Consider the following 23,430-nt stretch of genomic DNA (forward strand, 5'->3'; position numbering starts at 1 on the left):
GGGAGGCTGTCATGCAGGCACGAGGCAAGGTGTACGTCGAGGGTTCACGGCCGGATGTCCGGGTGCCGTTCGCGGAGGTGGGGCTGACCGGGGATCTTCCGCCGGTGCGGCTCTACGACACGTCCGGTCCCGGGTCGGACCCGGAGGTGGGGTTGCCCGCGTTGCGCGGCCCGTGGATCGCCGAGCGGGGTGACGTGGCCCCGGTCCGGGGCGCGGGCACGCCGCTCGCCGGCGCGGACGGTCGCCGTCCCACCCAGCTCGCGTACGCGCGGGCCGGGGTGGTGACGCCGGAGATGGAGTTCGTGGCGATCCGGGAGAACGTCGACCCGGAGCTGGTCCGGGCCGAGATCGCCGCCGGCCGGGCGGTGCTGCCGCTCAACGTGAACCACCCGGAGTGCGAGCCGGCGATCATCGGCAAGGCGTTCCTGGTCAAGGTGAACGCCAACATCGGCACCTCGGCGGTCAGCTCGTCGGTCGCCGAGGAGGTGGAGAAGCTCACCTGGGCCACCCGCTGGGGCGCGGACACCGTGATGGACCTGTCCACCGGGAAGCGGATCCACGAGACCCGCGAGGCGATCGTGCGGAACTCGCCGGTGCCGATCGGGACGGTGCCGATCTACCAGGCGTTGGAGAAGGTCGGCGGCGACCCGGTGAAGTTGAGCTGGGAGGTGTTCCGGGAGACCGTGATCGAGCAGGCCGAGCAGGGCGTGGACTACATGACGGTGCACGCCGGGGTGCTGCTGCCGTACGTGCCGCTGGCCGTGGACCGGGTCACCGGGATCGTCTCCCGGGGCGGCTCGATCATGGCGGCGTGGTGCCTGGCGCACCACGAGGAGAACTTCCTCTACACCAACTTCGCGGAGCTGTCCGCGCTGCTCGCGCGCTACGACGTGACGTTCTCGCTCGGCGACGGGCTGCGTCCCGGTTCGATCGCGGACGCCAACGACGAGGCGCAGTTCGCCGAGCTGCGCACGCTCGGCGAGCTGACCAAGATCGCCTGGGAGCACGACGTGCAGGTGATGATCGAGGGACCCGGTCACGTGCCCATGCACAAGATCAAGGAGAACGTGGACCTTCAGCAGGAGTGGTGCCACGAGGCGCCCTTCTACACGCTCGGCCCACTGACCACCGACATCGCGCCCGCGTACGACCACATCACCTCGGCGATCGGCGCCGCGATGATCGGCATGTTCGGCACCGCGATGCTCTGCTACGTCACGCCGAAGGAGCACCTCGGCCTGCCGGACCGGGACGACGTGAAGGCGGGCGTGATCGCGTACAAGATCGCGGCCCACGCGGCGGACCTGGCCAAGGGGCACCCCGGCGCGCAGGACTGGGACGACGCGTTGTCGAAGGCCCGGTTCGAGTTCCGCTGGGAGGACCAGTTCAACCTCTCGTTGGACCCGGAGACGGCGCGTTCGTACCACGACGCGACGCTGCCGGCCGAGCCGGCGAAGACGGCACACTTCTGCTCGATGTGCGGCCCGAAGTTCTGCTCCATGAAGATCACGCAAGAGCTCAAGGAGTACGCGGCACGCGGCATGCAGGGCAAGTCGGAGGAGTTCCTCTCCGGCGGAGGCAAGGTCTACCTGCCGCTGGCCTGACCTGCGCCGGGCCGAGCGCGGCGAACCCGCCGTCCCCGAGGTGATCCACTCGGGTTCACTGGTATTGCGGTATCCGGGCGGCTAGGACAGCCCGAGACCAATGAACCCGAGTGGATCAGGCGCAACCGATCGGGGTTCCGGCCCCCCCGGCCGGCGGCCGGGGGCGGTGCCGGCCGGTGGGTCAGTCGCGGTGGTGCCGGCCGGTGGAGCGCAGCGAGCGTCGGCCGCTCTCCTGCTCGGGCTCGTTGTCCGACACCGGCTTGCCCAAACCGGCGACCCAGTCGACGAACTCCTCGTCCTGGGTCGGCAGGGCCTCCGTCGCGTCCGATGCCTCGGCGCCCTTCTCGTCGCTGCGGGACCTGTTGCGGCGGAACAGACCGCCGAGCCGTCCGCGCCGGGAAGGTTGCTCGGCCACCTTCGCGTCGGTGCTCGCCGGGTCGTCGGTGCTCACCGGATCGCTGGTGTCGGCGATGCTCGCCCGGTCGCCGGTGGTGGCCGGGCCGCTGGTGCTTACCCGGTCGCCGGTGGGCGCGCCAGCCCAGCCCGGTACGACCGGAGATTCCGCCGGGACCGGATGTCTGGTCGGAGCGGCCAACTCGCTGGCCACGGTCGTCGCCGGCCGGGCCGTCGAGCTGTCCGACGACCCCGTCGGGGCGGCGCGGCGGGTGGTGTCGAACGCGTTCCAGGTGCCGGCCTGGCTCAGATCCGGCAGCGGTACCCGGTGCCGGGGCTTCGGCGCCGGCCCGGTCGGCTCGTCCGGCCCGGTCGGCGGCTCCGCTGCGGTGGCGCCCGACTCGGACGCCTGTGGTGGCACCGCTGCCGTGGCTCCCGACTCGGACGTCTGTGGTGGCACGGTCCAGGCCGGGGTGACCGACCAGGACGACGACGCCGGCGTCCAGAGGACCGTGTCCGGGCCGCTGGCGACGGGACCGTCTTCGGCGGGCCGCGCGCTGGTGGTCTCGCCCGCCCCGGCGGCGGCCGACCCTCCGGCCGGTTCGGCCGCTCGCGCCGTGGGACCGGTGCCGACGACGTCCGGGGTACGCGGCGGATCGACCGCCTCTGCCCTGGTGCCGGCCGGGGTAGCCGGTGCCCCGGCCGGACCGCTGGTGGTCGGGATGGGGGCGAACGCCGGACCGGTGGTGGTCGGGACGGGGGTCTTCGTCGGACCGGTGGTGGTCGGGACCGGTGTGGCGGTCGGACCGGTGGTGGTCGGGACGGGTGTTCTCATCGGACCAGTGGCGGTCCGGGTCACGGGGGTTCTCGTCCGACCGGTTCTGGTCGCCGGGGCCGCTGCTTCCGTGGAGGTCGCGGCGGTCGGGGTGGCCTCGGCGGTCGGGGTAGACGTGGTGTCCCGGCCCTCTCTGTCCGGCACGGCAGTGCCGGCACCCGGCTCGTCGGAGGTCGTCGACCCCGGCGTGCTGTCGGCGGGCTTGGTGGTGGCGTCGAGCGGGCCGGCCTTCGGCTTGCGGGCACGACGCGGCTTGACCGTCAACGGTGCGTCGGCCGTGCCAGGCTCGACTCCGCCCGTGCCGGTGGTTGCCGTGGTGGCCGCGCCCGTGTCGGTGGTCCCGGCGCTGCCCCTGGTCGCGTCGGTGGTTGCGGTGCTGGCCTTGTTCGCGTCGGCAGCGGTCGCGCTGGCAGCGCTCGTGCTGGGCGTGCCCGTGCTGGCGGTGCCGGCGCTGGGCGTGCTCGTGCTGGGCGTCGCCGTGCTGGGCGTGGCCGTGTTGGGCGCGCTCGTGCTGGGCGTGGCCGTGCCGGGCGTGGCCGTGCTGGCGTTGCCGAGGGTGGGCGTGCTCGCACCGGCCGTTCCGATGCTGGCGGTGCCGGCGCTCGGCGCGCTCGCCCCGGCCGTTCCGGTGCCGGCGCTCGGCGCGCTCGCCCCGGCCGTTCCGGTGCCGGCGCTCGGCGCGCTCGTGCTGGGCGTGGCCATGCTGGCGGTGCCGGCGCTGGGCGTACCCGTGCTGGCGGTGCCGTCCGTGCTGGTTCGGGCCGTGCTGGTCGGGGCGGAGGTGGTGGTGTCCCTGCGGGTGCTGCGTCCACCGCTCGTGCCCGTCGCGGTGGGGGCGGTCGGCGCGTCGGCTGCGGGACCATCTGTCGGGGTCGCGCGCCCGGCCGTGGTGCTGGTCGGGCTGCTGGCGGCGGGGGAGATCGGTGCGGACATCGCGGCGGTCTCCGCCGGAGAGGTGACGTCGTCCCGGCTCGCCGTGGGCGTCGGCCTCCCGGCGGTGAACTCACCTGTCGGATCGGTCCGCCAGGTCGCCGAGGTCGCCGGAGCGGCAGGCGTCGCACCGTGCTGGCCGCTCGCGGTGGTCGTCGGCCAGTCCCAGTGGGCCGGCACGGTGCGGACGCCGTCGGAGCCGTCCGCGGCACGCGGACCTGGGGTGGTGTCGGCAACCTTTCCGCCTACCAGTACCCCGCCGGCTGGCGACCCGCCGGCCGAGGGCGCGTCGGTCCGCTCGGCGGCGTCCGGGTCGTGCTCCCGACTCGGCGACGCGGCGTTGGGCAGGGCCGGGCCGGTGGGGAGCGGGCGCAGGATGGCGCTGGGTTCGATCGCCTGCGAATCCGGGGTGCGAGCGCGTGTCGGCCAGCGCAGCAGCGCGGCGGCGGCTGCGCCGAGCGCGCCGGCGAGGATCGCGATCAGCGAGCCGTAGTAGGGATTCACCTGGTAGCGGTCGACGGAGTCGCCGGGGCCGGCGGTCAGGTAGGCGAACGCCACCAGCACCGGACCGGCCACCCCGGTCGCCCCGCTGATCAGGGGCTCCTGCCCCCGCCAGCGAGCCAGCCCGGCGGTCGCGGCCCCGGCCAGCAGCGCCACGATGGGCAGCAGGAGCAGCGCCAGCCGCTGGGCGGCAGAGTCGCTCAGCCAGCTTGGCTCGAGCACACCGAGCCGGACGGTCGGCAGCGGGCCGGCCGTGCCGAGCGACGGCAGGACGGAGATCAGTGCCAGCAGCCAGACCACGCCGGCCACCGCCGTCATGTTCCAGCCCAGCTCGGGCCGGAGCAGCACCGCGATCGCGGCGCCCGCCCCGATCACCGCGCCCAGTACGGCGCAGATGCCCACCGCCCAGACCGGGTCGACGGAGATCAACTCCGCGGCGCGGGCGGGCTGCATGCAGAGCGGGGCGATGACGGTGGCGCCGAGCGCCGCCGCGCCGCCGATCGCCAACTGTCGGCCGGTGCTGGCCGCGGGTGCATCGCTGCGCGCGAGGCGTCCGGTCAGGACAGCACCGACGACGGCGGCGTTCGCGGCGAACCAGCCCACCCAGACGAGCTGGGCGGGCCACTGGTTGACGGTCGTACCGGTGAAGGCGCCGGTCAGCCGGACGATGCCGAAACCGTACGCGACGCCGAGCTGGCCGGCCCCGGCCAGCACGCTCACCCCGAGCGCCGTGAGCAGCAGTCTGCCCCAGGTCCGAAAGGCCATGTCCGGCACGTTACGCACCCCGTACACCCGACCGCCACCGGCGCGCCGCGCGGCGCGTCGGCTCGCCGCTCGGCGGGTCTACTTGAGTTCGACCAGTCGGGCCAGGTAAGTCGTGTCTCCGACATTGGTGAGCATGTGTACGGCTCCGGGGTCGCGGTAGACGACTCCACCGGTGGGCTCGTCGGCGTCGATGCGCGTGCCGTCGATGGTCTGCACGACGTTCTTCGCGCCCTCGATCGCCACCACCAGGTACGGGTGGTCATGCCTGTGCAGCGGTTGGCGCTCACCCGGCTCGAGCCGGATGTGCCAGACCCGGACCCGGTCGTTCTCGTACACGATCTCCTGGCCCACCGGCCCGAGTTCGGTTCCGTCGATCACGTCGGTCATCGTTCTCCGTCCAGTTGGGGGAGCACCTCGGCGGCGATCAGCTCAAGGTGGTCGAGGTCTGCGAAGTCGATCAGGCGCAGGTGGACGCGGGTGGCGCCGATCGCGGCGAACTCGCCGATCCGCTGCGCGAGTTGCGCGGGGGAGCCGACCACCGGGTCCTCCGGCGGCAGCGCGCTCTTCTCGTGCAGAGGCGCGGCCCGACGCTGGGCCTCGGCGTCGGTGCGGCCGATGGCCACGACGAGCCCGGCGGAGAGCACCAGCGGCGGACGACCGGACTCCGTCCGACCGGTGCGCTCGCACGCCTCACGTACCCGGTCGAACGCGGTGGCGGTGTCCGCCACGGACTTGAACGGCATGTTGAACTCGTCGGCGTACCGGGCGGCCAGCTCGGGGGTGCGCTTCGGGCCGCGTCCGCCCACGATGATCGGCGGTCCGGGCGCCTGCACCGGCTTGGGTAGGGCCGGCGCGTCCACCAGGCGGTAGTGGTCGCCGCTGAAGCTGTAGGTCTCCCCGGCCGGGGTCTGCCACAGCCCGGTGATCACCTCAAGTTGCTCGGCCAGCCGGTCGAAGCGCTCGCCGACCGGCGGGAACGGGATGCCGTACGAGGTGTGCTCGCGTTCGTACCAGCCGGCGCCGATGCCCAGGTCGACCCGGCCGCCGCTCATCTGGTCGACCTGCGCGACCATCACCGCGAGCGGGCCGGGCAGGCGGAAGGTGGCCGACGTCACCAGGGTGCCGAGCCGGATCCGCTCGGTCTCCCGGGCCAGCGCGGCGAGGGTCAGCCAGGCGTCCGTCGGGCCGGGCAGTCCCGGGTCGGCGCCCATCGACTGGTAGTGGTCGGCGCGGAGGAAGCCCTCGTACCCGCAGGCCTCGACCAGTCGGGCGAACCGGAGCTGCGTGTCGTAGCTGGCGCCACGGTTCGGCTCGGTGAAGACCGACACCCGCATGGTCATCGTCCTTCCGCGCCGGCCGTGGCCGGCTGGTCGCGTTCCATCAGCAGCTCGTGCAGGTCGGCGCTGACGCGTGCGACATCGGCCAGGTGGGCGTTGCGGCCCAGGGTGCGCGGCCGGGGGATGGTGACGTCCACCACCTTGCGGATCCGGCCGGGGCGGGGGCTCAGCACGACCACCCGGTCGGCGAGCAGCACCGCCTCGTCGATCGAGTGGGTGACGAAGACGATCGTCGGCTTGTTCTCCATGTGGACCCGCTGGAGTTCGCCGGAGAGTTCCTCGCGGGTGAGCGCGTCCAGCGCGGAGAACGGCTCGTCCATCAGCATCACCCGGGGCTCGCCGATCAACGAGCGGCACAGCGACACCCGCTGCTGCATGCCGCCGGAGAGTTCGTGCGGCAGCCGCTTCTCGAACCCGGCCAGCCCGGCCACGTCGAGCAGTTGCCGGGCGCGCTCGCGGTGCTTGGCGCGGCTCCAGCCGAAGATCTCCACCGGCAGCATGACGTTGTCCAGCACGGTGCGCCAGGGCAGCAGCGCCGGCTTCTGGAACAGCATGGCGATGTCCTGGCGGGGACGGGAGATCGGCGTGCCGGCCACGGTGATCTCACCGGCGGTCAGCGGGAGCAGCCCGGCGATCAGGCGCAGCAGTGTGGACTTACCGCAGCCGGAGCGGCCGAGCACGGCGACGAACTCACCCTCGGCGACGTCGAGGTCGATGCCACGCAGCGCTTCGACCCGGCCTGATCGGCCTTCGAAGGTACGGGACACCCCCGCCAATTGGATCATCTCCGGCGTACCTCCGCTGAGTGGACGGTCAGGAATCCGGCAAAGGCTAGCTGGCCTGCCCTCGTATCGCACTGTCCGGGGTGGTCATGAGGTTGTTTCCGTTCCGCAACCCGATACGCCTGGCGTCGCAACTGTGGCTTTCTCGTACGCTGTGCCCGCGAAGAGTCCCCCCACGACGGCGGCGCCCGGCTTCCACCCCTCCCGCCGGCCCGTCATGACAACCCCCTCCGGCGGCCTGTCGGCCCCGGCTGGAAAGGACATGGTGCTACTGATGAGAAGGCTGACCCGTACGGTCGCGACGGCCGCGCTGGCCACTGCCCTCGCTCTCGTTTCCGCCTGCAGCAGCGGGTCGGACTCGTCTGACGCCAAGGGCGGCAAGGGCGGGGGACTGGAGAAGGTGACCTACCTCACCTCCTTCGGCAACTTCGGCCGTGACTCCTACGCCTGGGTGGCGAAGGAGAAGGGCTTCTTCAAGGACGCCGGCTTCGAGGTCGAGATCAAGCCTGGTCAGGGCACCGGCGGCGTGATCCAGACCATCGTCGGTGGCCAGGCCGACTTCGGCCCGGTCGACCTCACCGGCAGCCTGCTCCAGGTCGGCAACGGCCAGGCGAAGGACTTCACCGTGGTGGCCGCGATCCAGCAGCGCACCATGGCCGGCATCGCCTCGGTCGAGGGCAAGAGCATCGCCACGCCGAAGGACCTGGAGGGCAAGAAGCTCGCCGATACGCCTGGGTCCGTGGTCCGCAACCTCTTCCCGACGTACGCCCGGCTCGCCGGTGTGGACGCGAGCAAGGTGACCTGGGTCAACGGTGAGGCGCAGGCCCTGATCGGCACGCTCGCCTCCGGCGCGGTGGACGGCATCGGCCAGTTCGTCGTCGGCCAGCCGACCATCGAGGTGGTGGCCAAGAAGAAGGCAGTCATGCTGCCGTACAGCAACGTGATGCAGGACCTCTACGGCAACGTGCTGATCACCTCCTCCAAGATCGCCAAGGAGAAGCCCGAGATGGTGAAGAAGTTCACCGCGGCGCTGCTCAAGGGTCTGGATTACAGCCTGGCCAACTCCAAGGAGGCCGGCGAGATCCTGAAGAAGAACGTCGACGCCGCCAACCCGGTCGCCGCCGCCGCCGAGCTGGAGCTGATGGCCGCGTACGTCCGCTCCGGCAACACCGGTACCGCGATCGGCACCCTGGACAGCGGTCGGGTCGCCAAGAGCATCGCCATCCTGCAGGGCGCGGGCGCGCTCAAGCAGAACATCACCCCCGAGCAGATCATCGACTTCAGCCTCGCGCCGAAGGCCTGATCGTCCGGTCGTCACCAGGGGGTGCGTCCCGCCGGTCTCCGGTGGGGCGTACCCCCGTCGCTCGTCGGCCCCCGGGGGGCCGTGGGACTTCGAGGAGGACAAGATGACCGACGTCCGGTCGGTGGACCCGGCGGTGGCGACATCCCCACCCATGGGTGTCGGACCCGAGGCGGGGCGGGCGGGTCGAGGTGCCGGTCTCCGCGCCGGGGCCGGGGCGGCGCTGCTGCCCGCGGCCGGCCTCCTGGTCGCCCTGGCGGCGTGGTGGCTGATCGCCCGGCTGGAACTGGTCCATCCGGCGGCGCTGCCACCGCCTGGCGATGTGCTCACCGCGTTCGTCGACAAGCCCGCCCAGATGCTGGAGCACACCTGGGACACCCTGCTGGAGATCCTGATCGGCTTCGCGCTCTCGGCGGCGGCCGGCATCCTGATCGGACTATCCCTGGCCAGTTCCGGCACGGTGGAGCGGATGTTCACTCCGCTGCTGGTCGCGGTGAACGCGGTGCCGAAGATCACGTTGGGCCCGTTGCTGGTGGTGGCGCTCGGTTGGGGTCAGAAGCCGATCCTGACCATGGTGTTCCTGCTCTGCTTCTTTCCGATCGTGCTCTCGACCGCGACCGGGCTGACCACCACGCCCGCTGATCTGGCCGAACTGGTGCGTTCCTGGAACGCCTCCCGCTGGCAGGCGTTCCGCAAGGTGCGCTTCCCGGCCGCGCTGCCGCAGATCTTCGTGGGGCTCAAGGTGGCCATGCCGCTGGCCGCGATCGGCGCGGTGATCGGTGAGTTCCAGGCCGGCGAGAGTGGCCTCGGCTACGTCATCACGCAGTACGCCGGCGTCGGCGACACCGCCACCGCGTGGGCGGCGATCATGTTGGTGGCGTTGGTGAGCATTCTGCTCTACTCGGCGCTTCTGTTGATCGAACGGTTCGCGCTGCCCTGGGTGCGCGAAACCACGAGCAGCCGCTGACCCAGGCGACAAGATCAAGATTGGCAATGCGCAGGGCCGGCCTCCCGTCGGGGAGGCCGGCCCTTTTTGGTGGTCGACTCGGTTAGAGCGAGATTGATGACGCCGAGTTGATCATGCGTCAACCGGTGGCCCGGCGGTCGTCACCCGGCCAGGCGCCAACGGCCGTTACGGGCGACGAGCGTGGTGAGCGCCTGCGGCATCAGCCCGCTGTGGTTGTCCGGCGTCATTCGGATCGGGCCCGACAGGCCGTCCATCTGGGACGTTTCGAGCACGTTCCGAATGCCGTCACGGTCCACCTTCCCGATGTCACCACCGGCCCGAAGTTCCGCGTCGGCGATCAACTGGACGGCGTCCGCCGCAAAGGACGAGGACCCGTTGTAGCCACCGAAGCGCGCGGTGTAGTCCTGGAACCACTGCCGCCGCGCCGCCTTGGCCGGTGTGGTCGCGATGACGTCGTCGATCACCATCGTCTGGGTGTAGATCAGCGTGGCCCGTTCGGTCGCCCTGGCCGCCGCCCCGAGGAAGAGGTCGCCAGCGGCACCCGCGTCGAAGTAGAGCGACCCGCGGAAGGTGGTCTGGGAAGCGCTGGTGGCAGCCAGTGTCGCCTGCTCCGGCGGGGTCCAGAAGATCAGCGCGTCGGGCTTGCCCGTGGCGAGCTCTCGGATCTGCTGGCTGACGTCCGTGTCGGTGGTCTTGACCCGCTGTTCACGGAACGTGATGTTGGCCTTGTCCAACTCGCTCTTGAGCGCGGTCGCGCCCTCCTGGCCGTAGGCGTTGTCGCTGACGAGCACGCCCACCTTGCGCATGTTGTTGCGACGCAGTTCGGTGGTCAGTGCGGCCGCGCTGTCCGGGGCGTTGGGGCCGAGCTTGAACATGTAACGCCGTTCCGCGACCGGGCTGGTTATGGCGCCGGAAGCGGCGAGCGCAATGGTGGGAATCCTCTTCTCGTTGATGGTTCCGACCGCACCGACGGCGCATTCGTTGCAGCCACCCATGATGATGGCGCTGACCTTGGAATCGCTGCTGGCGTCGACGATGTTGCGAAGTGACTCGGCCGAGTCGGAACGGTTGTCCATCACTCGCAGTACGATCTTCCGGTTGTTCAGTGCTCCGGAAGAGTTCAACTGGTCCCTCTTGAGTTCCAGTGCGCGCTTGTACGCCTGCCCGACGGGGGCGGCGGCGCCGGAGAGTTCGAGGTCGGCGGCGATCACGATCGGACTCGTGTCCTGCTCCGCCCCGCCGAACTGGCAGCCGGTGAGCGTGGTGGCCACTACGGCCGATGCGAGCGCCGCGATGGTCGCGGAGCGGATGGGGCTCAACTCAGTCCTCCAGGTGCGGGCGCGGGCGCTGCCCGGTCACCGCCGCTAATCCGTCCTCAGTGGAAGACGGGATCTCCTCTGCCGTACGGTGTGCGCGAAGCCTGCAAAACCTTGCCAATGGCCGGCGCTGTGGTCAAGCGCGGACCCCGGTAGCATTTTCGGGACGGTCATCCCACATGCTGGGGTAACGCAATGTTTGCAAAAGCTCACTTTGCATACACGCGTGACCACTCAGGAGTTACATGCCCTGTTCAGGGGCTTGCGGAAATGAAGGTATCAGTTGCCCGGATCACGGGATGCGCTCCATCCGACCGTTTCCTACCTCACTGCGGCTTCCCAAACCCGATCTTCTCTGATGAAATCGCGGCCGTGCCGCGCGTGGTCCCCTCCGCTTACGGCATGGCTCGGTGGGTCAGGCGGGGAAGAAACGACGGAGGCGATGTCGTGAGCACCGGACCGACGACCCTGCCCGCGCTCGGTGACAGCGCTGGGCGTACGCCCCGGCGAGTGCCGAGGCTGCGGGACACCCGGATCCGGTCCAAACTGGCGATGATCCTGGTCGTCCCGGTGGCGGCCGTGATCGCGCTGGCCACGGTCCGGTTGGTCTCCGTCGGCGAGGGTGCCTTCGACGCCACCCGCGCCCGGGCACTGACGGCCCTCGCCGTCGACGTCAGCGCGCTGACCCAGGACCTCCAGGCCGAGCGAATGGCCGCGGCGGCCTACCTGGCCAATCCGCAGCAGCCGGCCGACGCGTACAACCTGCGGGTCCGCCAGACGCAGCAGCAGGTGGACGAGTACCGCGCCGAGCGGGGCCGGGTCGGCGGAGTGCCGGCGGCCCTGCGGGACCGGCTGACCGCCATCGACGACCACCTGACCACTCTGGACGTCACCCGGCAGAAGGTGCTGGACCGTCGGCAGATGGCGGTGGCCGAGGCCGTCCTCCGCTACGGCGTCATCCTCACCGACCTGGTCGGCTACGGCGACGGGCTGGCCCAGCTGCCCGGTGACGAGAGTCTGGCGGACAGCCGCCGCGCGGTCGCCGCCTTCGCCCGCGCCAAGGCTTCCGTCGCCGAGGAGGAGGCGGTCGCGTTCACCGCGCTGACGGCGGGCCAACTCGACTCGGAGCAGTTCTCCTCCTTCGTGGCCACGCTGACCAGCCAGCAGGAGGCCCTGGTCTCCTTCTCGCTGGCCGCCGACCCGGTGCAGCGTGCCCTGGTCGACAGCACCGTCTCCGGTGACGCGGTCGGCCTGGCCGACCGGGTCGCCAACGACATCACCCGGTCGGTCGGACAGCGCCCGCTGGTCACCGCACAGGACGCCACCGCCGCCATCGGCGCCGTGAACGACCTGATGCGCTGGGCCGAGATCCAACTGCAGGACCGACTGCTCCAGGAGGCCGACGAGGCGCAGTCGGATGTCATCCGCCAGGCCGTGATCGAGTCGATCCTGGTGCTGCTGACCCTGATCATCGCCGTGTCGCTGGCCGTGGTGCTGGCCCGCTCGCTCAACCATTCGCTGCGCCGGCTGCGTGAGGGCGCCCTCTCGGTGGCCAACCACGACCTGCCCGACGCGGTGCGGCGGCTGCAGAACATGGGCAGCGTGGGCGACGGCGGGGTGGACGAGATCGTCCGCCAGGTTCGGGACCCGATCCAGCTCAACAGCCGCGACGAGGTCGGCCAGGTGGCGTTGGCCTTCAACGTCGTCCACCGGGAGGCGGTGCGCGTCGCCGCCGAGCAGGCCGCGCTGCGTACCAGCGTCTCGGCGATGTTCCTCAACCTGGCCCGCCGCAGTCAGACCCTGGTCGACCGGATGATCGGCGAGCTGGACGCGATCGAGCGCGGCGAGGAGGACCCGAAGCGGCTCGCGCAGCTCTTCGAGCTCGACCACCTGGCCACCCGAATGCGCCGCAACGACGAGAACCTGCTGGTCCTGGCCGGCGCCGACTCCGCCGTGCCGCGTCGCGACGACGCGCTGGTCGTGGACGTGCTGCGCGCCGCCCAGTCCGAGGTGGAGCTGTACAACCGCATCGAGTTCGGGACGGTGGACACCGACATCTCGGTCGCCGCCCACGCCGTCAACGACGTGGTCCGTCTCGTCGCCGAACTGCTCGACAACGCCACCCGCTTCTCACCGCCGAACACCACGGTGGTCGCCGACGGCCGCCGGATCCGCGACTACGTCCTGATCCAGATCGAGGACCGCGGGCTCGGCCTCACCGACGAGCAGCTCGACTCGCTCAACCGTCGGCTGGCCGCCCCGCCGAGCGTCGACGTCGCCGCGTTCCGGCTGATGGGTCTGGCCGTGGTCAGTCGGCTCGCCTCCCGCTACGGCATCCGGGTGGAGCTGCGCCGCAACGTCGAGGGTGGCACCGTCGCCCAGGTGACGTTGCCCGCCGCCACCGTGGTGCTGCCCAGCAACCGAGGCCGCGAGCAGGTGCTCACCCGGCCGCGTCAGCCCATGGCCGTGGAACAGACGCCGCTCACCCCGGCCGGTCACACCGAACAGTTCGCCGGTGCCGCGACCTCGGCGGCGACGCTGCCCGACCAGTGGCGCACCAGCACGCCGGCCCCCGCCCAGTGGCAGTCGCCGCTGGAGTCGCGGGACACCACCCCGGCCGTACAGGCGGGCGGCTACGGCGCTGCCCGCCCGACGGCGCCGCCCGCGCCCGCCCCGGCACCTGTCACCCCGGTCCCACCGGCGCGACCCGCGTACAGCACGAGCGCGGCCGCCTCGTCGGGCGGCCCGACGGTGGCCTACCCGACGATCGACCCGCTGCCCCGGCGCGGCTCGACCGCGGACGCCGCCGACGGCCGCAACGCACCGGGTCTGCCGGTCGGGCCGGTTGCCGGCGCCGGCGCGGTGGCACCGCCTCCCGCGCCGTCGGTGCCCGCCGCACCGGTCAGCACCCGGCCCGAGTTCCCCGCCGAGGCGCCGATCTTCCGGGAGATGGAGGCGGTCTGGTTCCGGTCGCACGGCGACGACGCCACCGCGATCTTCACCCGGCCCACGTTCGACGAGCCGCCACCGCCCGCCACCGCGCCTCCGGCCGACGCGGGACCGCGCGCTCAGCCGAGCGCCGCCCCCGCGCCGACCAGGGCACCGGCCCGACCGCCCCTGCCGACCCGCACGCCGGGCAGCTCCAACACCGACAGCGCCACCGCGCCGGGCTCCTCGGGCCGGGGTGGCGCGACCACCGGTGTGCCGGCGACGCCGCCGTCGTACACCTCGCCGCCGGCCGCCCGGCCGGCCCCTCCCGCACCTCCCGTCGCACCCGCCGCTCCGCCCGTGGACCCGAACGCCTGGCGGACGGCCGCGGACGAGGGCTGGTCCCGGGCCAGCCGGGCCGCCGAGCCGGCTCCGGCCGGGACCACCCGCTCGGGCCTGCCCAAGCGGGTGCCGCAGGCGCAGCTCGTGCCGGGTGGCATCGAACAAAAGAGCGGACGGGACCGCAGCCGGCGGACCCCCGATGAAGTACGCGGTCTGTTGTCGGCCTACCACCGCGGTGTACAACGTGGTCGGACGGCCGGAACGGACCTGAACAGCACCTCGACCAAGGAGAGCCGATGAACAGGCCAGCTGCCATGCAGGACATGGGTTGGCTGCTCACCAACTTCGCCGACAGCGTGGCGGGCATCGCCCACGTGGTGGCGGTGTCCGCCGACGGGCTCCTGCTCGCGTCCTCCCGGGATCTGCCGGGGGACCGGGCCGACCAGCTCGCCGCGATCACCTCCGGTGTGGTGAGCCTGACCGAGGGCGCTGCCCGGATGTTCAGCGCGGGTGGGGTGTTGCAGACAGTCATCGAGATGGACAGCGGGTACCTCTTCCTGATGTCGATCAGCGACGGTTCGTCGATGGCCGTGCTGGCCGCGCGCAGTTGCGACGTGGGCCAGGTCGGTTACGAGATGGCGCTGCTGGTCGAGCGGGTGGGTGCCGCGCTGGTGCCGCTGCCGCGGGACGCAGTCCGCTCGTAGCACCACGGGGCGGCGCTCGGACCAGGCGCCGAGTCAGGGACGGGAGGCGGCACACACCGGCTCCACCGGTAACGAGGAGGTGATCAGGGATGGACCAACGACGCGCTGACCCGCGCGGCGCACTGGTGCGTCCGTACGCGGTCACCCGTGGTCGGACCGAACCTCGTCAGGACATCGCCCTCGAGGCAGTCCTCACCGCGTCTCTCACTCAGGTCGCCGAGTCCCGCTTCGCCGGGCACGACAAGCACCGCATCGCCACGGTCTGTGAGGGCCGAGCACAGTCGCTGGCGGAGATCGCCGCGTACACCCGGATGCCGCTTGGCGTCGCCCGGGTGTTGGTCGCCGACATGGTGGCCGAGAGCCTGCTGACGTTACACACTGCTGCTCCCGCCGAGGGGTTCGAGGAGCGGATGGAACTGCTTGGAAGGGTGCTAAGTGGACTTCGCAGGCTATGACCCCGCTGGGGGGCGGCCAGGCCGGGGAATCGTCTCCGCGAAGATCGTCGTCGCGGGCGGCTTCGGCGTCGGCAAGACGACACTGGTCGGGGCGATCTCCGAGATCACACCGCTGACCACCGAGGCGTTGATGACCGCGGCAGGTGTCGGCATCGACGATCCGTCCAAGGTCCCGGGCAAGGAGACCACCACGGTCGCCATGGACTTCGGCCGGATCACGATGGCCCAGGACCTGATCCTGTACCTCTTCGGTACACCCGGTCAGACCCGGTTCTGGTTCATGTGGGACGAGATCATCCGAGGTGCGGTCGGTGCCGCCGTGCTCGTGGACACGCGCCGGATCACCGACGCGTTCGCCCCGCTCGACTACTTCGAGAACCGCAACCTGCCGTACGTGGTGGCGCTGAACCGGTTCGACGGCGCTCCCCAGTACGAGCTGGAGGAGGTCCGCGAGGCGCTGGCCATCTCACCGCAGGTGCCGTTGGTGATGACCGACGCCCGGCACCGGGACTCGGTCAAGCAGGTGCTGGTGACGGTCGTCGAGCACGCGATGCTGCGGCTCCAGTCCGAGCACGGGCGGGGCTTCCCCACGCCGGTCGGCTGATGCGTCGCGTCACGGCCGGCGCACACCGGCCGGCCGTGACACACGCCCTAGTCGACCCGGAGCCGGTAGCCGCGCTTCACGATGGTCTGCACCACGCGCGGCGCGCGTAGGCCGGCCCGGAGGCGGGCCACCGCCATCTCCACCGCGTGCTCGTCCGCGCCCCGGGGCAGCGTCCGCAGCAGTGCCGTGCGGGACAGCACCCGGCCGGGAGACTGGGCGAGTGCCCGTAACACCGCCATCGGGGCGGGGGCGAGCGGCCGCAACTCGCCGTCGATCACGGCGGCGTGCCCGCGCAGGGTGAGCAGGTGCCCACCGGCCTTGAACGTCATGGTCCTGCGGGGCAGCTCGTCGACGATGGTCCGCACCAGCGCGCCCAGCCGGGCCCGGGCCGGCGCGCTCACCGGCACTCCGTGGCGCAGCAGCGGCTCGGCGGTCACCGCGCCGACGCAACTGGCCAGGACGTCACCGCGCAACGCGGACAACACCGCGTCGCTACGGTCCCCGGCCGCCCGGAGGAGGGCCTCCACCGCGGGTGCCGAGGTGAAGGTCACCGCGTCCACCAACCGGCCGGTGATCAGGTCGATCAACCGGTGCAGCGGCGCCGGGTCGGTCGGCGGCGCCCACCGGTAGACCGGCACCTCGATCACCGTTGCGCCGGCCGCCTCCAGCGCGAGCGTGCAGTCGGGCTGCCGCTCACCGTGCAGCTGCATGGCGATCACCTGCCCGGCCACGCCGCGCCGGCGCAGGTGGTCGACGACCTCGTCGCAGCTCTCCGAGACCGGCGACCACTGGTCGTGCAGCCCGGCCGCACGAATCGCACCGCGTGCCTTCGGGCCGCGGGCCACCACGTACGAGCTGGCCAGCACCGAGCGCAGCGGCTCGGCCAGCCCCCAGCCCTCGGCCGCCTCCAGCCACCCGCGCATGCCGATGCCGGTGTTGGCCATCAGGATGTCCGGCGGCTGGTTGAGGCAGGCGCGGGTCGCCTCGCGCAGCTCGGTGTCGTCGGACAGCGGCACGATCCGCAGCGCGGGGGCGAGCACCACCCGGGCGCCCCGCCGCTCGAGCAGCGCCGCCAACTCGTCGCGCCGCCGGTCGGCGGTCACCCCGATGGTGAAGCCCGCCAATTCTTCCCGCATCAACCCTCCTGTCGCAGCCGCACCTCGACCAGCCCGTCGCGGCAGCGCACGTCGTGCCGCCGCACGGTCACCTCCGGCAGGTCGAGACAGTCGCCGCTGCGCAGGTCGTACACCTGCTTGTGCAGGGGCGAGGCGACCGTCGGCACCCCGCCGCGGCTGCCCACGATGCCCCGCGACAGCACGTACGCCCCGGAGACCGGATCGCGGTTGTCGATCGCGAACAGCCCGTCCGTGGTTCGGAACAGGGCGACCTGCACCCCGTCGACCAGGGCGGCGACGCCCCGGTCCGGTTCCAACCGGTCGAGGAGACAGACGGGGGTCCAGGTCAGCGTGATGGTCTGGGTCATCGCCGTACCTCCGGTAGGCCGAGGGTGACCGGTTGCCGACGGCGACCGTTCGTCGGCTCGGATCCGGTCGGGGTTTGGTCGCGTACGGGCACCGGCTGGCCGCGTTCGCGACCGAAGGTGATCGACGGGTCGGGCACGTCGGGGGCGTTGACGAAGGAGGTGTAGCGGCGCAGCCGATCCGGGTCGTCGAGCACGTCGCGCCACTCGTCGGAGTACGTCGCCACGTGTCGGGCCATCGTCGCGTCCAGCTCGGCGCAGAGCCCCAGCGAGTCGTCCACGATCACCGCGCGCAGGTGGTCCAGGCCGCCGTCCATCGCCTCGATCCAGCCGGCGGTGCGTTGCAGTCGGTCGGCGGTGCGGATGTAGTAGATGAGGAACCTGTCGATCAGCGTGATCAGGGTTTCTGTCGACAGATCGGTGGCGAACAGGTCGGCGTGCCGGGGCCGGAAGCCGCCGTTGCCGCCGACGTAGAGGTTCCAGCCGGTCTCGGTGGCGATGATGCCGAAGTCCTTGCTGCGGGCCTCGGCGCACTCGCGGGCACAACCGGAGACCGCTGACTTGATCTTGTGGGGCGCGCGCAGCCCGCGATAGCGCAACTCCAGCGCCACGGCCAACCCCACCGAGTCCTGCACCCCGTACCGGCACCAGGTCTCGCCCACGCAGGACTTCACGGTTCGCAGCGCCTTGCCGTACGCGTGGCCGGACTCGAAGCCCGCGTCCACCAGCCGCTGCCAGATCTGCGGCAACTGCTCCACCCGCGCCCCGAACAGGTCGATCCGCTGCCCACCGGTGATCTTGGTGTAGAGCCGGAAGTCCCGGGCCACCTCACCGATCACGATCAGCTTCTCCGGGGTGATCTCACCGCCCGGAATCCGGGGCACCACCGAGTAGCTGCCGTCGCGTTGCAGGTTGGCCAGGAAGTGGTCGTTGGTGTCCTGCAACGACGCCTGCTCACCGTCGAGCACGTGCCCGCTGCCCAGCGACGCGAGGATCGACGCCACCACCGGCTTGCAGATGTCGCAGCCGCGCCCCCGGCCGTGCTCGGCGATGAGCTGGGAGAAGGTGCGGATGCCGCGTACGCGGACGATCTCGAACAGCTCTCGCCGGCTGACGTCGAAGTGCTCGCAGAGCGCAGTGGACTGCACCACCCCGGCCGCGTCCAGGAGCTGCTTGAGCATCGGCACGCAGGAGCCGCAACTGGTGCCGGCCCTGGTGCACGCCTTCAACGCCGGCACGTCAGCGCAGCCGTCGGCGATGGCGGCGTCCACGTCGCCCCGCGTCACCGCGTTGCAGGAGCAGACCTGGGCGGTGGCGGGCAACGCGCCGGCGTCCGCGCCGCCGCCCTCCGGCGCGAGCAACGCCAGGGGCGCGGCCGGCAGTGGACCACCCACGCTGGCCCGCAGCGTCGGGTACGCGCTGGCATCGCCGACCAGCACCCCGCCGAGCAGGGTGTGCGCGTCGTCGGAGAGGACCAGCTTCGCGTAGACGCGGGTGGCCGGGTCGGTGAACGTGACGTCCAGGCAGCCCGGGGTCGTGCCGTGCGCGTCACCGAACGAGGCCACGTCGACGCCGAGCAGCTTGAGTTTCGTGGCGGTGTCCGCGCCCGGGAACGTCGCCGCGCCACCGACCAGCCGGTCGGCCACCACCTCGGCCGTCGCGTACCCGGGTGCGACCAGGCCGTGGCAGGTGCCGTCGACAGCCGCGCACTCACCGACCGCCCAGATCCGCTCGTCGGCGCTGCGGCACGTCTCGTCGACAAGCACCCCACCGCGCGGACCCACCGGCAGACCGGCCGTCCGGGCCAGCTCGTCGCGTGGCCGGATGCCGGCGGCCACCACCACCAGCTCGGCGTCGACCGCGTTGCCGTCGGACAGTTCCAGCGCGGCGACCGCGCCGTCCGGGCCGGACCGGATCGCCGTGGTGGCCACCCCGAGATGGGTACGGACGCCGAGGTCGTCGACGTAGCGGCGGAGCATCGCACCGCCGGCCTGGTCCACCTGCACCGGCATCAGCCGGGGCGCGAACTCGACCACGTCGGTGCTCAGGCCGAGCAGCCGCAGGGCGTTCGCCGCCTCCAGGCCGAGCAGCCCGCCGCCGATCACCGCGCCGACCCGCCGGCCCCGCGCGTACTCCCGGATCGCCGCCAGATCGTCCAGGGTGCGGTAGACGAAGACGCCGGGCAGGTCGGCGCCGGGCACCGGCGGCACGAACGGGTACGACCCGGTGGCCAGCACCAGCGCGTCGTAGTGGTACTCGCCCACGGCGGTGGTCACCACCTGCCGCTCCCGGTCGAGGGCGGTGACCGGCTCACCGAGGCGCAGCCGCACCCCCTCGTGTGGGGTGTGCACGTTGAGCTCGTCCTCGCTCACCCCGTCGAAGTACGCCGAGAGCCGCACCCGGTCGTACGCCGGACGCCCCTCCTCGGCCAGCACGGTCACCCGCCAGCACCCCTGCGGGTCGCGGGCGCGCAGCGCGTCGACGAAACGCTGCCCGACCATGCCGTTGCCGATGACGACCAGTTCGCCGCCGTTCATCGCGTCACCTCCACCGATTCCGCTTGGCTCAGCCAATCGACGATGCCGCCCACCGCGTCGCGGCAACCGCCACAACCGGTGCCGGCCCGGGTCGCGGCCACCACCGCGTCGACCGTTCGGGCCCCGGAGCGCCAACTGCGCACCAGCGCGCCCTTGCTCACCGAGTTGCACTGACAGACCGTGACCCCGTCCGGCATCAGTGCCGGTGACGCGGCCGGTGCCGCGGCAACCGTGCCGAGTGCCCGGCCCAGCAGGAGCGCCCGCCGGTCGGTGGGCACCGGGTGGCCGCGGTCGAAGAGCTGGATCACCGTGCCGACGGCCGGGTTGTCGCCGAGCAGGATCGCGCCGACCAGTCGCTCATCCTTGATCCGCAGCCGGGCGTACGTGCCCCGGCTCGGATCGGTGAAGGTCAGCTCCTCACCCGGCCCGCCGCCCACCGGGTCGCCCATCGAGGCCAGGTCGATCCCGGCGGCCTTGAGCCGGGTCACCACCGGCCGGGGCCGGTACCGGGCCAGCGGGTCCGTCCCGGTCAGCACGTCGGCGAGCACCCGGGCCTGGGCCCAGGCGGGGGCGACCAGCCCGGTGAGCACACCGTCGTGTTCGGCGCAGTCGCCGATCGCCGAGATGGCCCGGTCGCTGGTACGGAGCCGGTCGTCCACGATCACGCCACGGCCGACGCTCAGCCCGGCCGCCTGCGCGAGGGCGGTGTCCGGGCGTACACCGCAGGAGAGCACCAGCAGGTCGGCGTGCAGCGTCTGGCCGTCGGCCAGGTCGAGGCGTACACCGGTGGCATCGGTGGCCACGCCGACCGCCGGCACCGCCAGGTGGCTGGTGACGCCGAGACCGGCGAGCGTGCCGGCGAGCACCGCACCGGCCGCCGGGTCGAGCTGCCGTTCCATCAGGTGCCCGCGTGGGTGCACCACGGTGGTGCTGAGCCCTCGGGTGGCAAGACCGCGGGCGGCCTCCAACCCGAGCAGGCCACCGCCGAGCACCAGCGCGCTGCGCGCTCCGTCGGCCGCGGCGAGGATCCGTCGACAGTCGTCCAGGGTCCGGAAGGGGACCACCCGCTCCGGCAGGTCGGCCGAGTCGAGGCCGGGCAGTGGCGGCACCACCGCCCGCGCCCCGGTGGCCAGCACCAGGTGGTCGTAGCCGATGCGTTCGCCGTCGGCGGTGTGGACCTCCCGGGCGGACCGGTCGACCCCGGTCACCGGTACGCCGGTGCGCAGGTCGATACCGTGCCCGGCGGCCTCGGTCAGCTCCACGTCCGGCTCGTCGACCCGGCCGGCCAGCAGGGTGGAGAGCATGATCCGGTTGTACGCCCGGTGCGGTTCCGCCCCGAGCACGGTGACCTTCCGGTCGCCCTCCCGGGCGTGCAGCTCGCCGGCGAGGCGAGCACCCGCCATCCCGTTGCCGACGATGACCACCCGGGCGGTCATGCCTTCTCCACCCGGACCGCGCAGATCTTGAACTCGGGCATCCCGGAGATCGGGTCCACCGCGTCGTTCGTCACCGAGTTGGCCCGCCCGGCCCCGGCGTAGTGGAACGGGGCGAACACCGTGTCCGGTCGGATCCCGGCGCTGAGCCGGGCCGGGGCGCACAACTCACCCCGGCGCGAGGTGACCCGCACCGGGTCTCCGTCATCCACGCCGAGCCGGGCGGCCAGGTCGGGGTGCAGCTCGACGAATGCCTCACCGGCAGCGCGGCGTAGCGCGGCCACCCGGCGGGTCTGGGTGCCGGACTGGTACTGAGCCAGCACCCGGCCGGTGGTGAAGTGCAGCGGGTACGCGGCGCTGACCTCCTCGGCGGCCGGCCGGTGGTCGACGGGGTGGAACCGGGCTCGGCCGTCCGGGGTGGCGAACCGGTCGGCGAAGAGCCGTGGGGTGTCCGGCCCGTCCTCGGTCGGGCAGGGCCAGTAGACGCCGTCGGCGGCGTCGATCCGGGCCCAGCTGATGCCGGCGTAGTCGGCGGCCCCGCCTGCCGAGGCGCGGCGCAACTCGGCGAACACGGCGGCCGGGTCGGCCGGGAATCGCGCCGCCGCACGGGCACTCGGTAGCGAGGTGTCCGGCTCGACTCCCGCTGGTTCGGTGCCGAACGCGCCGGTGGCGGCGACGGCGGCGGTGACGGGTGCCTCGGCGGCGGCCAGCCTCGCCGCGAGGGCGGAGATGATGGCCAGGTCGGTCCGGACGTCCGCCGGGGGCGGGCGGAGCGCGCGCCGGCGCAGCACCCGACCCTCCAGGTTGGTCATGGTGCCGTCCTCCTCGGCCCACTGCGCCGTGGGCAGCACCACGTCCGCCAGCGCGGCCGTCTCGGAGAGCAGCAGGTCGGCGACGACCAGCAGGTCGAGGTCGCGCAGCCGGCTCTCGATCCGCGCCGCCCGGGGAGCGGAGATCACCGGGTTCGAACCGAACACCAGCAGGGCGCGGGGGCCGTCCGGTGTGCCGAGCGAGTCGAGCAGTTGGTAGGCCGGCACACCCGGGCCGGGCAACTCGTCGGCCGGCACCCCCCAGACACCGGCCACGTGTTCGCGGGCCACCGGGTCGTCGATCTTGCGATAGCCGGGGAGTTGGTCGGCCTTCTGCCCGTGCTCCCGACCGCCCTGGCCGTTGCCCTGGCCGGTGAGGCAGCCGTACCCCGAACCGTCGCGGCCGGGCAGGCCCAGGGCGAGGGCGAGATTGACGTACGCGGTGACCGTGTCCACTCCCTTGGCGTGCTGCTCGGCGCCACGAGCGGTAAGGATGATCACCCGGCCGCCGGTGCCGAGCGCGCGGGCGGTCGCCTCCAGGTCGGCCACCGGCACTCCGGAGAGCTGCTCCGCGCGGGCCGGCCACCAGGCGGCGACGCTGCGGCGGACCGCCTCGAAGCCGGAGGTGCGGTCGGCCACGTACGCCCGGTCGACCCAACCCTCGGTGAGCGCGATGTGCAGCAGTGCGTTGGCCACCGCGAGGTCGGTGCCGGGCAGTGGTTGCAGGTGCAGGTCGGCCTGACGGGCGGTGGCGGTGACCCGGGGGTCGACGACGATCAGTTGGCCTCCGTTGCCGCGTTGCTCGGTGAGCCAGCGGACCAGCGGCGGCATGGTCTCCGCCGGGTTCGCGCCGACCAGCAGCAGCGTGTCGGCCCGGCCCAGGTCGGAGAGGGGGAACGGCAGCCCTCGGTCGATGCCGAAGGCACGCATCCCGGCGGCGGCCGCCGAGGACATGCAGAACCGTCCGTTGTAGTCGATGTGTCGGGTGCGCAGCCCGATCCGGGCGAACTTCCCCAGCGCGTACGCCTTCTCGTTGGTCAGGCCGCCGCCACCGAAGACGGCGACCGCGTCCCGGCCTGCGTCGTCCTGGACGGCGCGGATGCCGTCGACGATCCGATCGAGGGCGACGTCCCAGCTCGCCGGGCGCAGCGCACCGGTGGCGGGGTCGCGCACCAGGGGAGTGGTCAGCCGCTCCGGGTGGTCGAGCAGTTCGGCGGCGGTCCAACCCTTCTGGCAGAGCCCGCCTCGGTTCGTGGGGAACTGGCGGGGGTGGACCGTCACCCCGGAGTCGTCCTCGCGTAGCACCATGCCGCACTGAAGCGCGCAGTACGGACAGTGCGTCGCCACCTGCCGGGGTGTGCGCCCCGGTCGAGTCGCGGACCATGCACCGTCTGTCATGTCGGCAAAG

General features: G+C 72.3%; 18 protein-coding genes. 8 read left to right on the plus strand and 10 right to left on the minus strand.

The window, feature by feature from the left end; all coding sequences use genetic code 11:
- Window positions 1–11: 11 nt before the first annotated feature.
- Window positions 12–1,604: a phosphomethylpyrimidine synthase ThiC gene (gene thiC / locus AB0C01_RS10825; protein WP_357253538.1), complete on the plus strand. Its 1,593-nt coding sequence runs from the start codon at window positions 12–14 to the stop codon at window positions 1,602–1,604.
- A 181-nt stretch (window positions 1,605–1,785) separates the two neighbouring features.
- Here the strand turns inward: thiC and AB0C01_RS10830 are convergent, their stop codons facing one another.
- The 4 genes from AB0C01_RS10830 to AB0C01_RS10845 all read right to left on the minus strand — a co-directional run bounded on the left by AB0C01_RS10830 (window position 1,786) and on the right by AB0C01_RS10845 (window position 7,150).
- On the minus strand, window positions 1,786–5,028 hold the full coding sequence (locus tag AB0C01_RS10830) for a hypothetical protein (protein WP_357570913.1): 3,243 nt from the start codon (window positions 5,026–5,028) through the stop codon (window positions 1,786–1,788).
- A 78-nt stretch (window positions 5,029–5,106) separates the two neighbouring features.
- A complete protein-coding gene (locus AB0C01_RS10835) occupies window positions 5,107–5,415 on the minus strand; it encodes a cupin (protein ID WP_007465195.1) in 309 nt (102 codons plus the stop codon).
- Complete coding sequence (locus AB0C01_RS10840; RefSeq protein ID WP_357253702.1) at window positions 5,412–6,362, minus strand: LLM class F420-dependent oxidoreductase; 951 nt, start codon at window positions 6,360–6,362, stop codon at window positions 5,412–5,414. Before AB0C01_RS10840 ends, AB0C01_RS10835 begins: the two co-directional genes overlap by 4 nt.
- A gap of 2 nt (window positions 6,363–6,364) precedes the next feature.
- Window positions 6,365–7,150 (minus strand): ABC transporter ATP-binding protein, encoded by a 786-nt coding sequence (locus AB0C01_RS10845; RefSeq protein WP_357253534.1) that lies wholly within the window; start codon window positions 7,148–7,150, stop codon window positions 6,365–6,367.
- A 271-nt stretch (window positions 7,151–7,421) separates the two neighbouring features.
- Between AB0C01_RS10845 and AB0C01_RS10850 the strand changes: the two genes are divergently transcribed.
- Together AB0C01_RS10850 and AB0C01_RS10855 are read left to right on the plus strand one after the other, a co-directional pair.
- Window positions 7,422–8,450 carry an ABC transporter substrate-binding protein gene (locus AB0C01_RS10850; protein WP_357570914.1) on the plus strand — a complete coding sequence of 343 codons (1,029 nt, stop codon included), beginning with the start codon at window positions 7,422–7,424 and terminating at the stop codon, window positions 8,448–8,450.
- Window positions 8,451–8,601: 151 nt separating this feature from the next.
- Window positions 8,602–9,414, plus strand: a complete 813-nt coding sequence (locus AB0C01_RS10855) for an ABC transporter permease (protein ID WP_357253701.1) — start codon at window positions 8,602–8,604, stop codon at window positions 9,412–9,414.
- 140 nt (window positions 9,415–9,554) lie between these two features.
- On the opposite strand, the gene AB0C01_RS10860 is transcribed toward AB0C01_RS10855, so the two are convergent.
- Complete coding sequence (locus AB0C01_RS10860; protein WP_357570960.1) at window positions 9,555–10,685, minus strand: ABC transporter substrate-binding protein; 1,131 nt, start codon at window positions 10,683–10,685, stop codon at window positions 9,555–9,557.
- Here AB0C01_RS10860 and AB0C01_RS10865 point away from each other — a divergent pair.
- The 5 genes from AB0C01_RS10865 (at window position 10,636) to AB0C01_RS10885 (ending at window position 15,763) form a co-directional block, all read left to right on the plus strand.
- A complete protein-coding gene (locus AB0C01_RS10865) occupies window positions 10,636–10,782 on the plus strand; it encodes a hypothetical protein (RefSeq protein WP_357253710.1) in 147 nt (48 codons plus the stop codon). The genes AB0C01_RS10860 and AB0C01_RS10865 overlap by 50 nt on opposite strands.
- 395 nt (window positions 10,783–11,177) lie before the next feature.
- Window positions 11,178–14,300 (plus strand): sensor histidine kinase, encoded by a 3,123-nt coding sequence (locus tag AB0C01_RS10870; protein WP_357570915.1) that lies wholly within the window; start codon window positions 11,178–11,180, stop codon window positions 14,298–14,300.
- On the plus strand, window positions 14,297–14,704 hold the full coding sequence (locus tag AB0C01_RS10875) for a roadblock/LC7 domain-containing protein (RefSeq protein ID WP_007465177.1): 408 nt from the start codon (window positions 14,297–14,299) through the stop codon (window positions 14,702–14,704). Before AB0C01_RS10870 ends, AB0C01_RS10875 begins: the two co-directional genes overlap by 4 nt.
- Window positions 14,705–14,793: 89 nt before the next feature.
- Entirely contained in the window at window positions 14,794–15,159 is a 366-nt protein-coding gene (locus tag AB0C01_RS10880) for a DUF742 domain-containing protein (protein WP_124778091.1), read from the plus strand.
- Window positions 15,140–15,763, plus strand: coding sequence for an ATP/GTP-binding protein (locus AB0C01_RS10885; protein WP_357112465.1), 624 nt, complete (start codon window positions 15,140–15,142; stop codon window positions 15,761–15,763). The genes AB0C01_RS10880 and AB0C01_RS10885 overlap by 20 nt, the downstream gene beginning before the upstream one ends.
- Before the next feature lie 47 nt (window positions 15,764–15,810).
- Here AB0C01_RS10885 and AB0C01_RS10890 read toward each other — a convergent pair whose 3' ends face one another.
- The 5 genes from AB0C01_RS10890 to AB0C01_RS10910 are packed head-to-tail and all read right to left on the minus strand — an operon-like array spanning window position 15,811 to window position 23,420.
- Window positions 15,811–16,899: a uroporphyrinogen-III synthase gene (locus tag AB0C01_RS10890; RefSeq protein ID WP_357253527.1), complete on the minus strand. Its 1,089-nt coding sequence runs from the start codon at window positions 16,897–16,899 to the stop codon at window positions 15,811–15,813.
- Complete coding sequence (gene nirD / locus AB0C01_RS10895) at window positions 16,899–17,246, minus strand: nitrite reductase small subunit NirD (protein WP_357253525.1); 348 nt, start codon at window positions 17,244–17,246, stop codon at window positions 16,899–16,901. The genes AB0C01_RS10890 and nirD overlap by 1 nt, the downstream gene beginning before the upstream one ends.
- On the minus strand, window positions 17,243–19,780 hold the full coding sequence (nirB, locus tag AB0C01_RS10900; RefSeq protein WP_357253523.1) for a nitrite reductase large subunit NirB: 2,538 nt from the start codon (window positions 19,778–19,780) through the stop codon (window positions 17,243–17,245). Before nirB ends, nirD begins: the two co-directional genes overlap by 4 nt.
- Window positions 19,777–21,216, minus strand: coding sequence for an FAD-dependent oxidoreductase (locus AB0C01_RS10905; RefSeq protein ID WP_357253520.1), 1,440 nt, complete (start codon window positions 21,214–21,216; stop codon window positions 19,777–19,779). The genes nirB and AB0C01_RS10905 overlap by 4 nt, the downstream gene beginning before the upstream one ends.
- Entirely contained in the window at window positions 21,213–23,420 is a 2,208-nt protein-coding gene (locus AB0C01_RS10910) for a molybdopterin oxidoreductase family protein (RefSeq protein WP_357570916.1), read from the minus strand. The genes AB0C01_RS10905 and AB0C01_RS10910 overlap by 4 nt, the downstream gene beginning before the upstream one ends.
- Between the last annotated feature and the right edge of the window lie 10 nt (window positions 23,421–23,430).

The organism is Micromonospora sp. NPDC048905 (assembly GCF_040649655.1).
Taxonomy (GTDB): domain Bacteria; phylum Actinomycetota; class Actinomycetes; order Mycobacteriales; family Micromonosporaceae; genus Micromonospora.

Coding starts and splice junctions, on each gene's coding strand:
- AB0C01_RS10830 (WP_357570913.1), bottom strand. CDS start 5,028: ATGGCCTTTCGGACCTGGGGCAGACTGCTGCTCACGGCGCTCGGGGTG.
- AB0C01_RS10850 (WP_357570914.1), top strand. CDS start 7,422: ATGAGAAGGCTGACCCGTACGGTCGCGACGGCCGCGCTGGCCACTGCC.
- AB0C01_RS10845 (WP_357253534.1), bottom strand. CDS start 7,150: ATGATCCAATTGGCGGGGGTGTCCCGTACCTTCGAAGGCCGATCAGGC.
- AB0C01_RS10910 (WP_357570916.1), bottom strand. CDS start 23,420: ATGACAGACGGTGCATGGTCCGCGACTCGACCGGGGCGCACACCCCGG.
- nirD (WP_357253525.1), bottom strand. CDS start 17,246: ATGACCCAGACCATCACGCTGACCTGGACCCCCGTCTGTCTCCTCGAC.
- AB0C01_RS10855 (WP_357253701.1), top strand. CDS start 8,602: ATGGGTGTCGGACCCGAGGCGGGGCGGGCGGGTCGAGGTGCCGGTCTC.
- AB0C01_RS10835 (WP_007465195.1), bottom strand. CDS start 5,415: ATGACCGACGTGATCGACGGAACCGAACTCGGGCCGGTGGGCCAGGAG.
- nirB (WP_357253523.1), bottom strand. CDS start 19,780: ATGAACGGCGGCGAACTGGTCGTCATCGGCAACGGCATGGTCGGGCAG.
- AB0C01_RS10880 (WP_124778091.1), top strand. CDS start 14,794: ATGGACCAACGACGCGCTGACCCGCGCGGCGCACTGGTGCGTCCGTAC.
- AB0C01_RS10890 (WP_357253527.1), bottom strand. CDS start 16,899: ATGCGGGAAGAATTGGCGGGCTTCACCATCGGGGTGACCGCCGACCGG.
- AB0C01_RS10840 (WP_357253702.1), bottom strand. CDS start 6,362: ATGCGGGTGTCGGTCTTCACCGAGCCGAACCGTGGCGCCAGCTACGAC.
- AB0C01_RS10905 (WP_357253520.1), bottom strand. CDS start 21,216: ATGACCGCCCGGGTGGTCATCGTCGGCAACGGGATGGCGGGTGCTCGC.
- thiC (WP_357253538.1), top strand. CDS start 12: ATGCAGGCACGAGGCAAGGTGTACGTCGAGGGTTCACGGCCGGATGTC.
- AB0C01_RS10875 (WP_007465177.1), top strand. CDS start 14,297: ATGAACAGGCCAGCTGCCATGCAGGACATGGGTTGGCTGCTCACCAAC.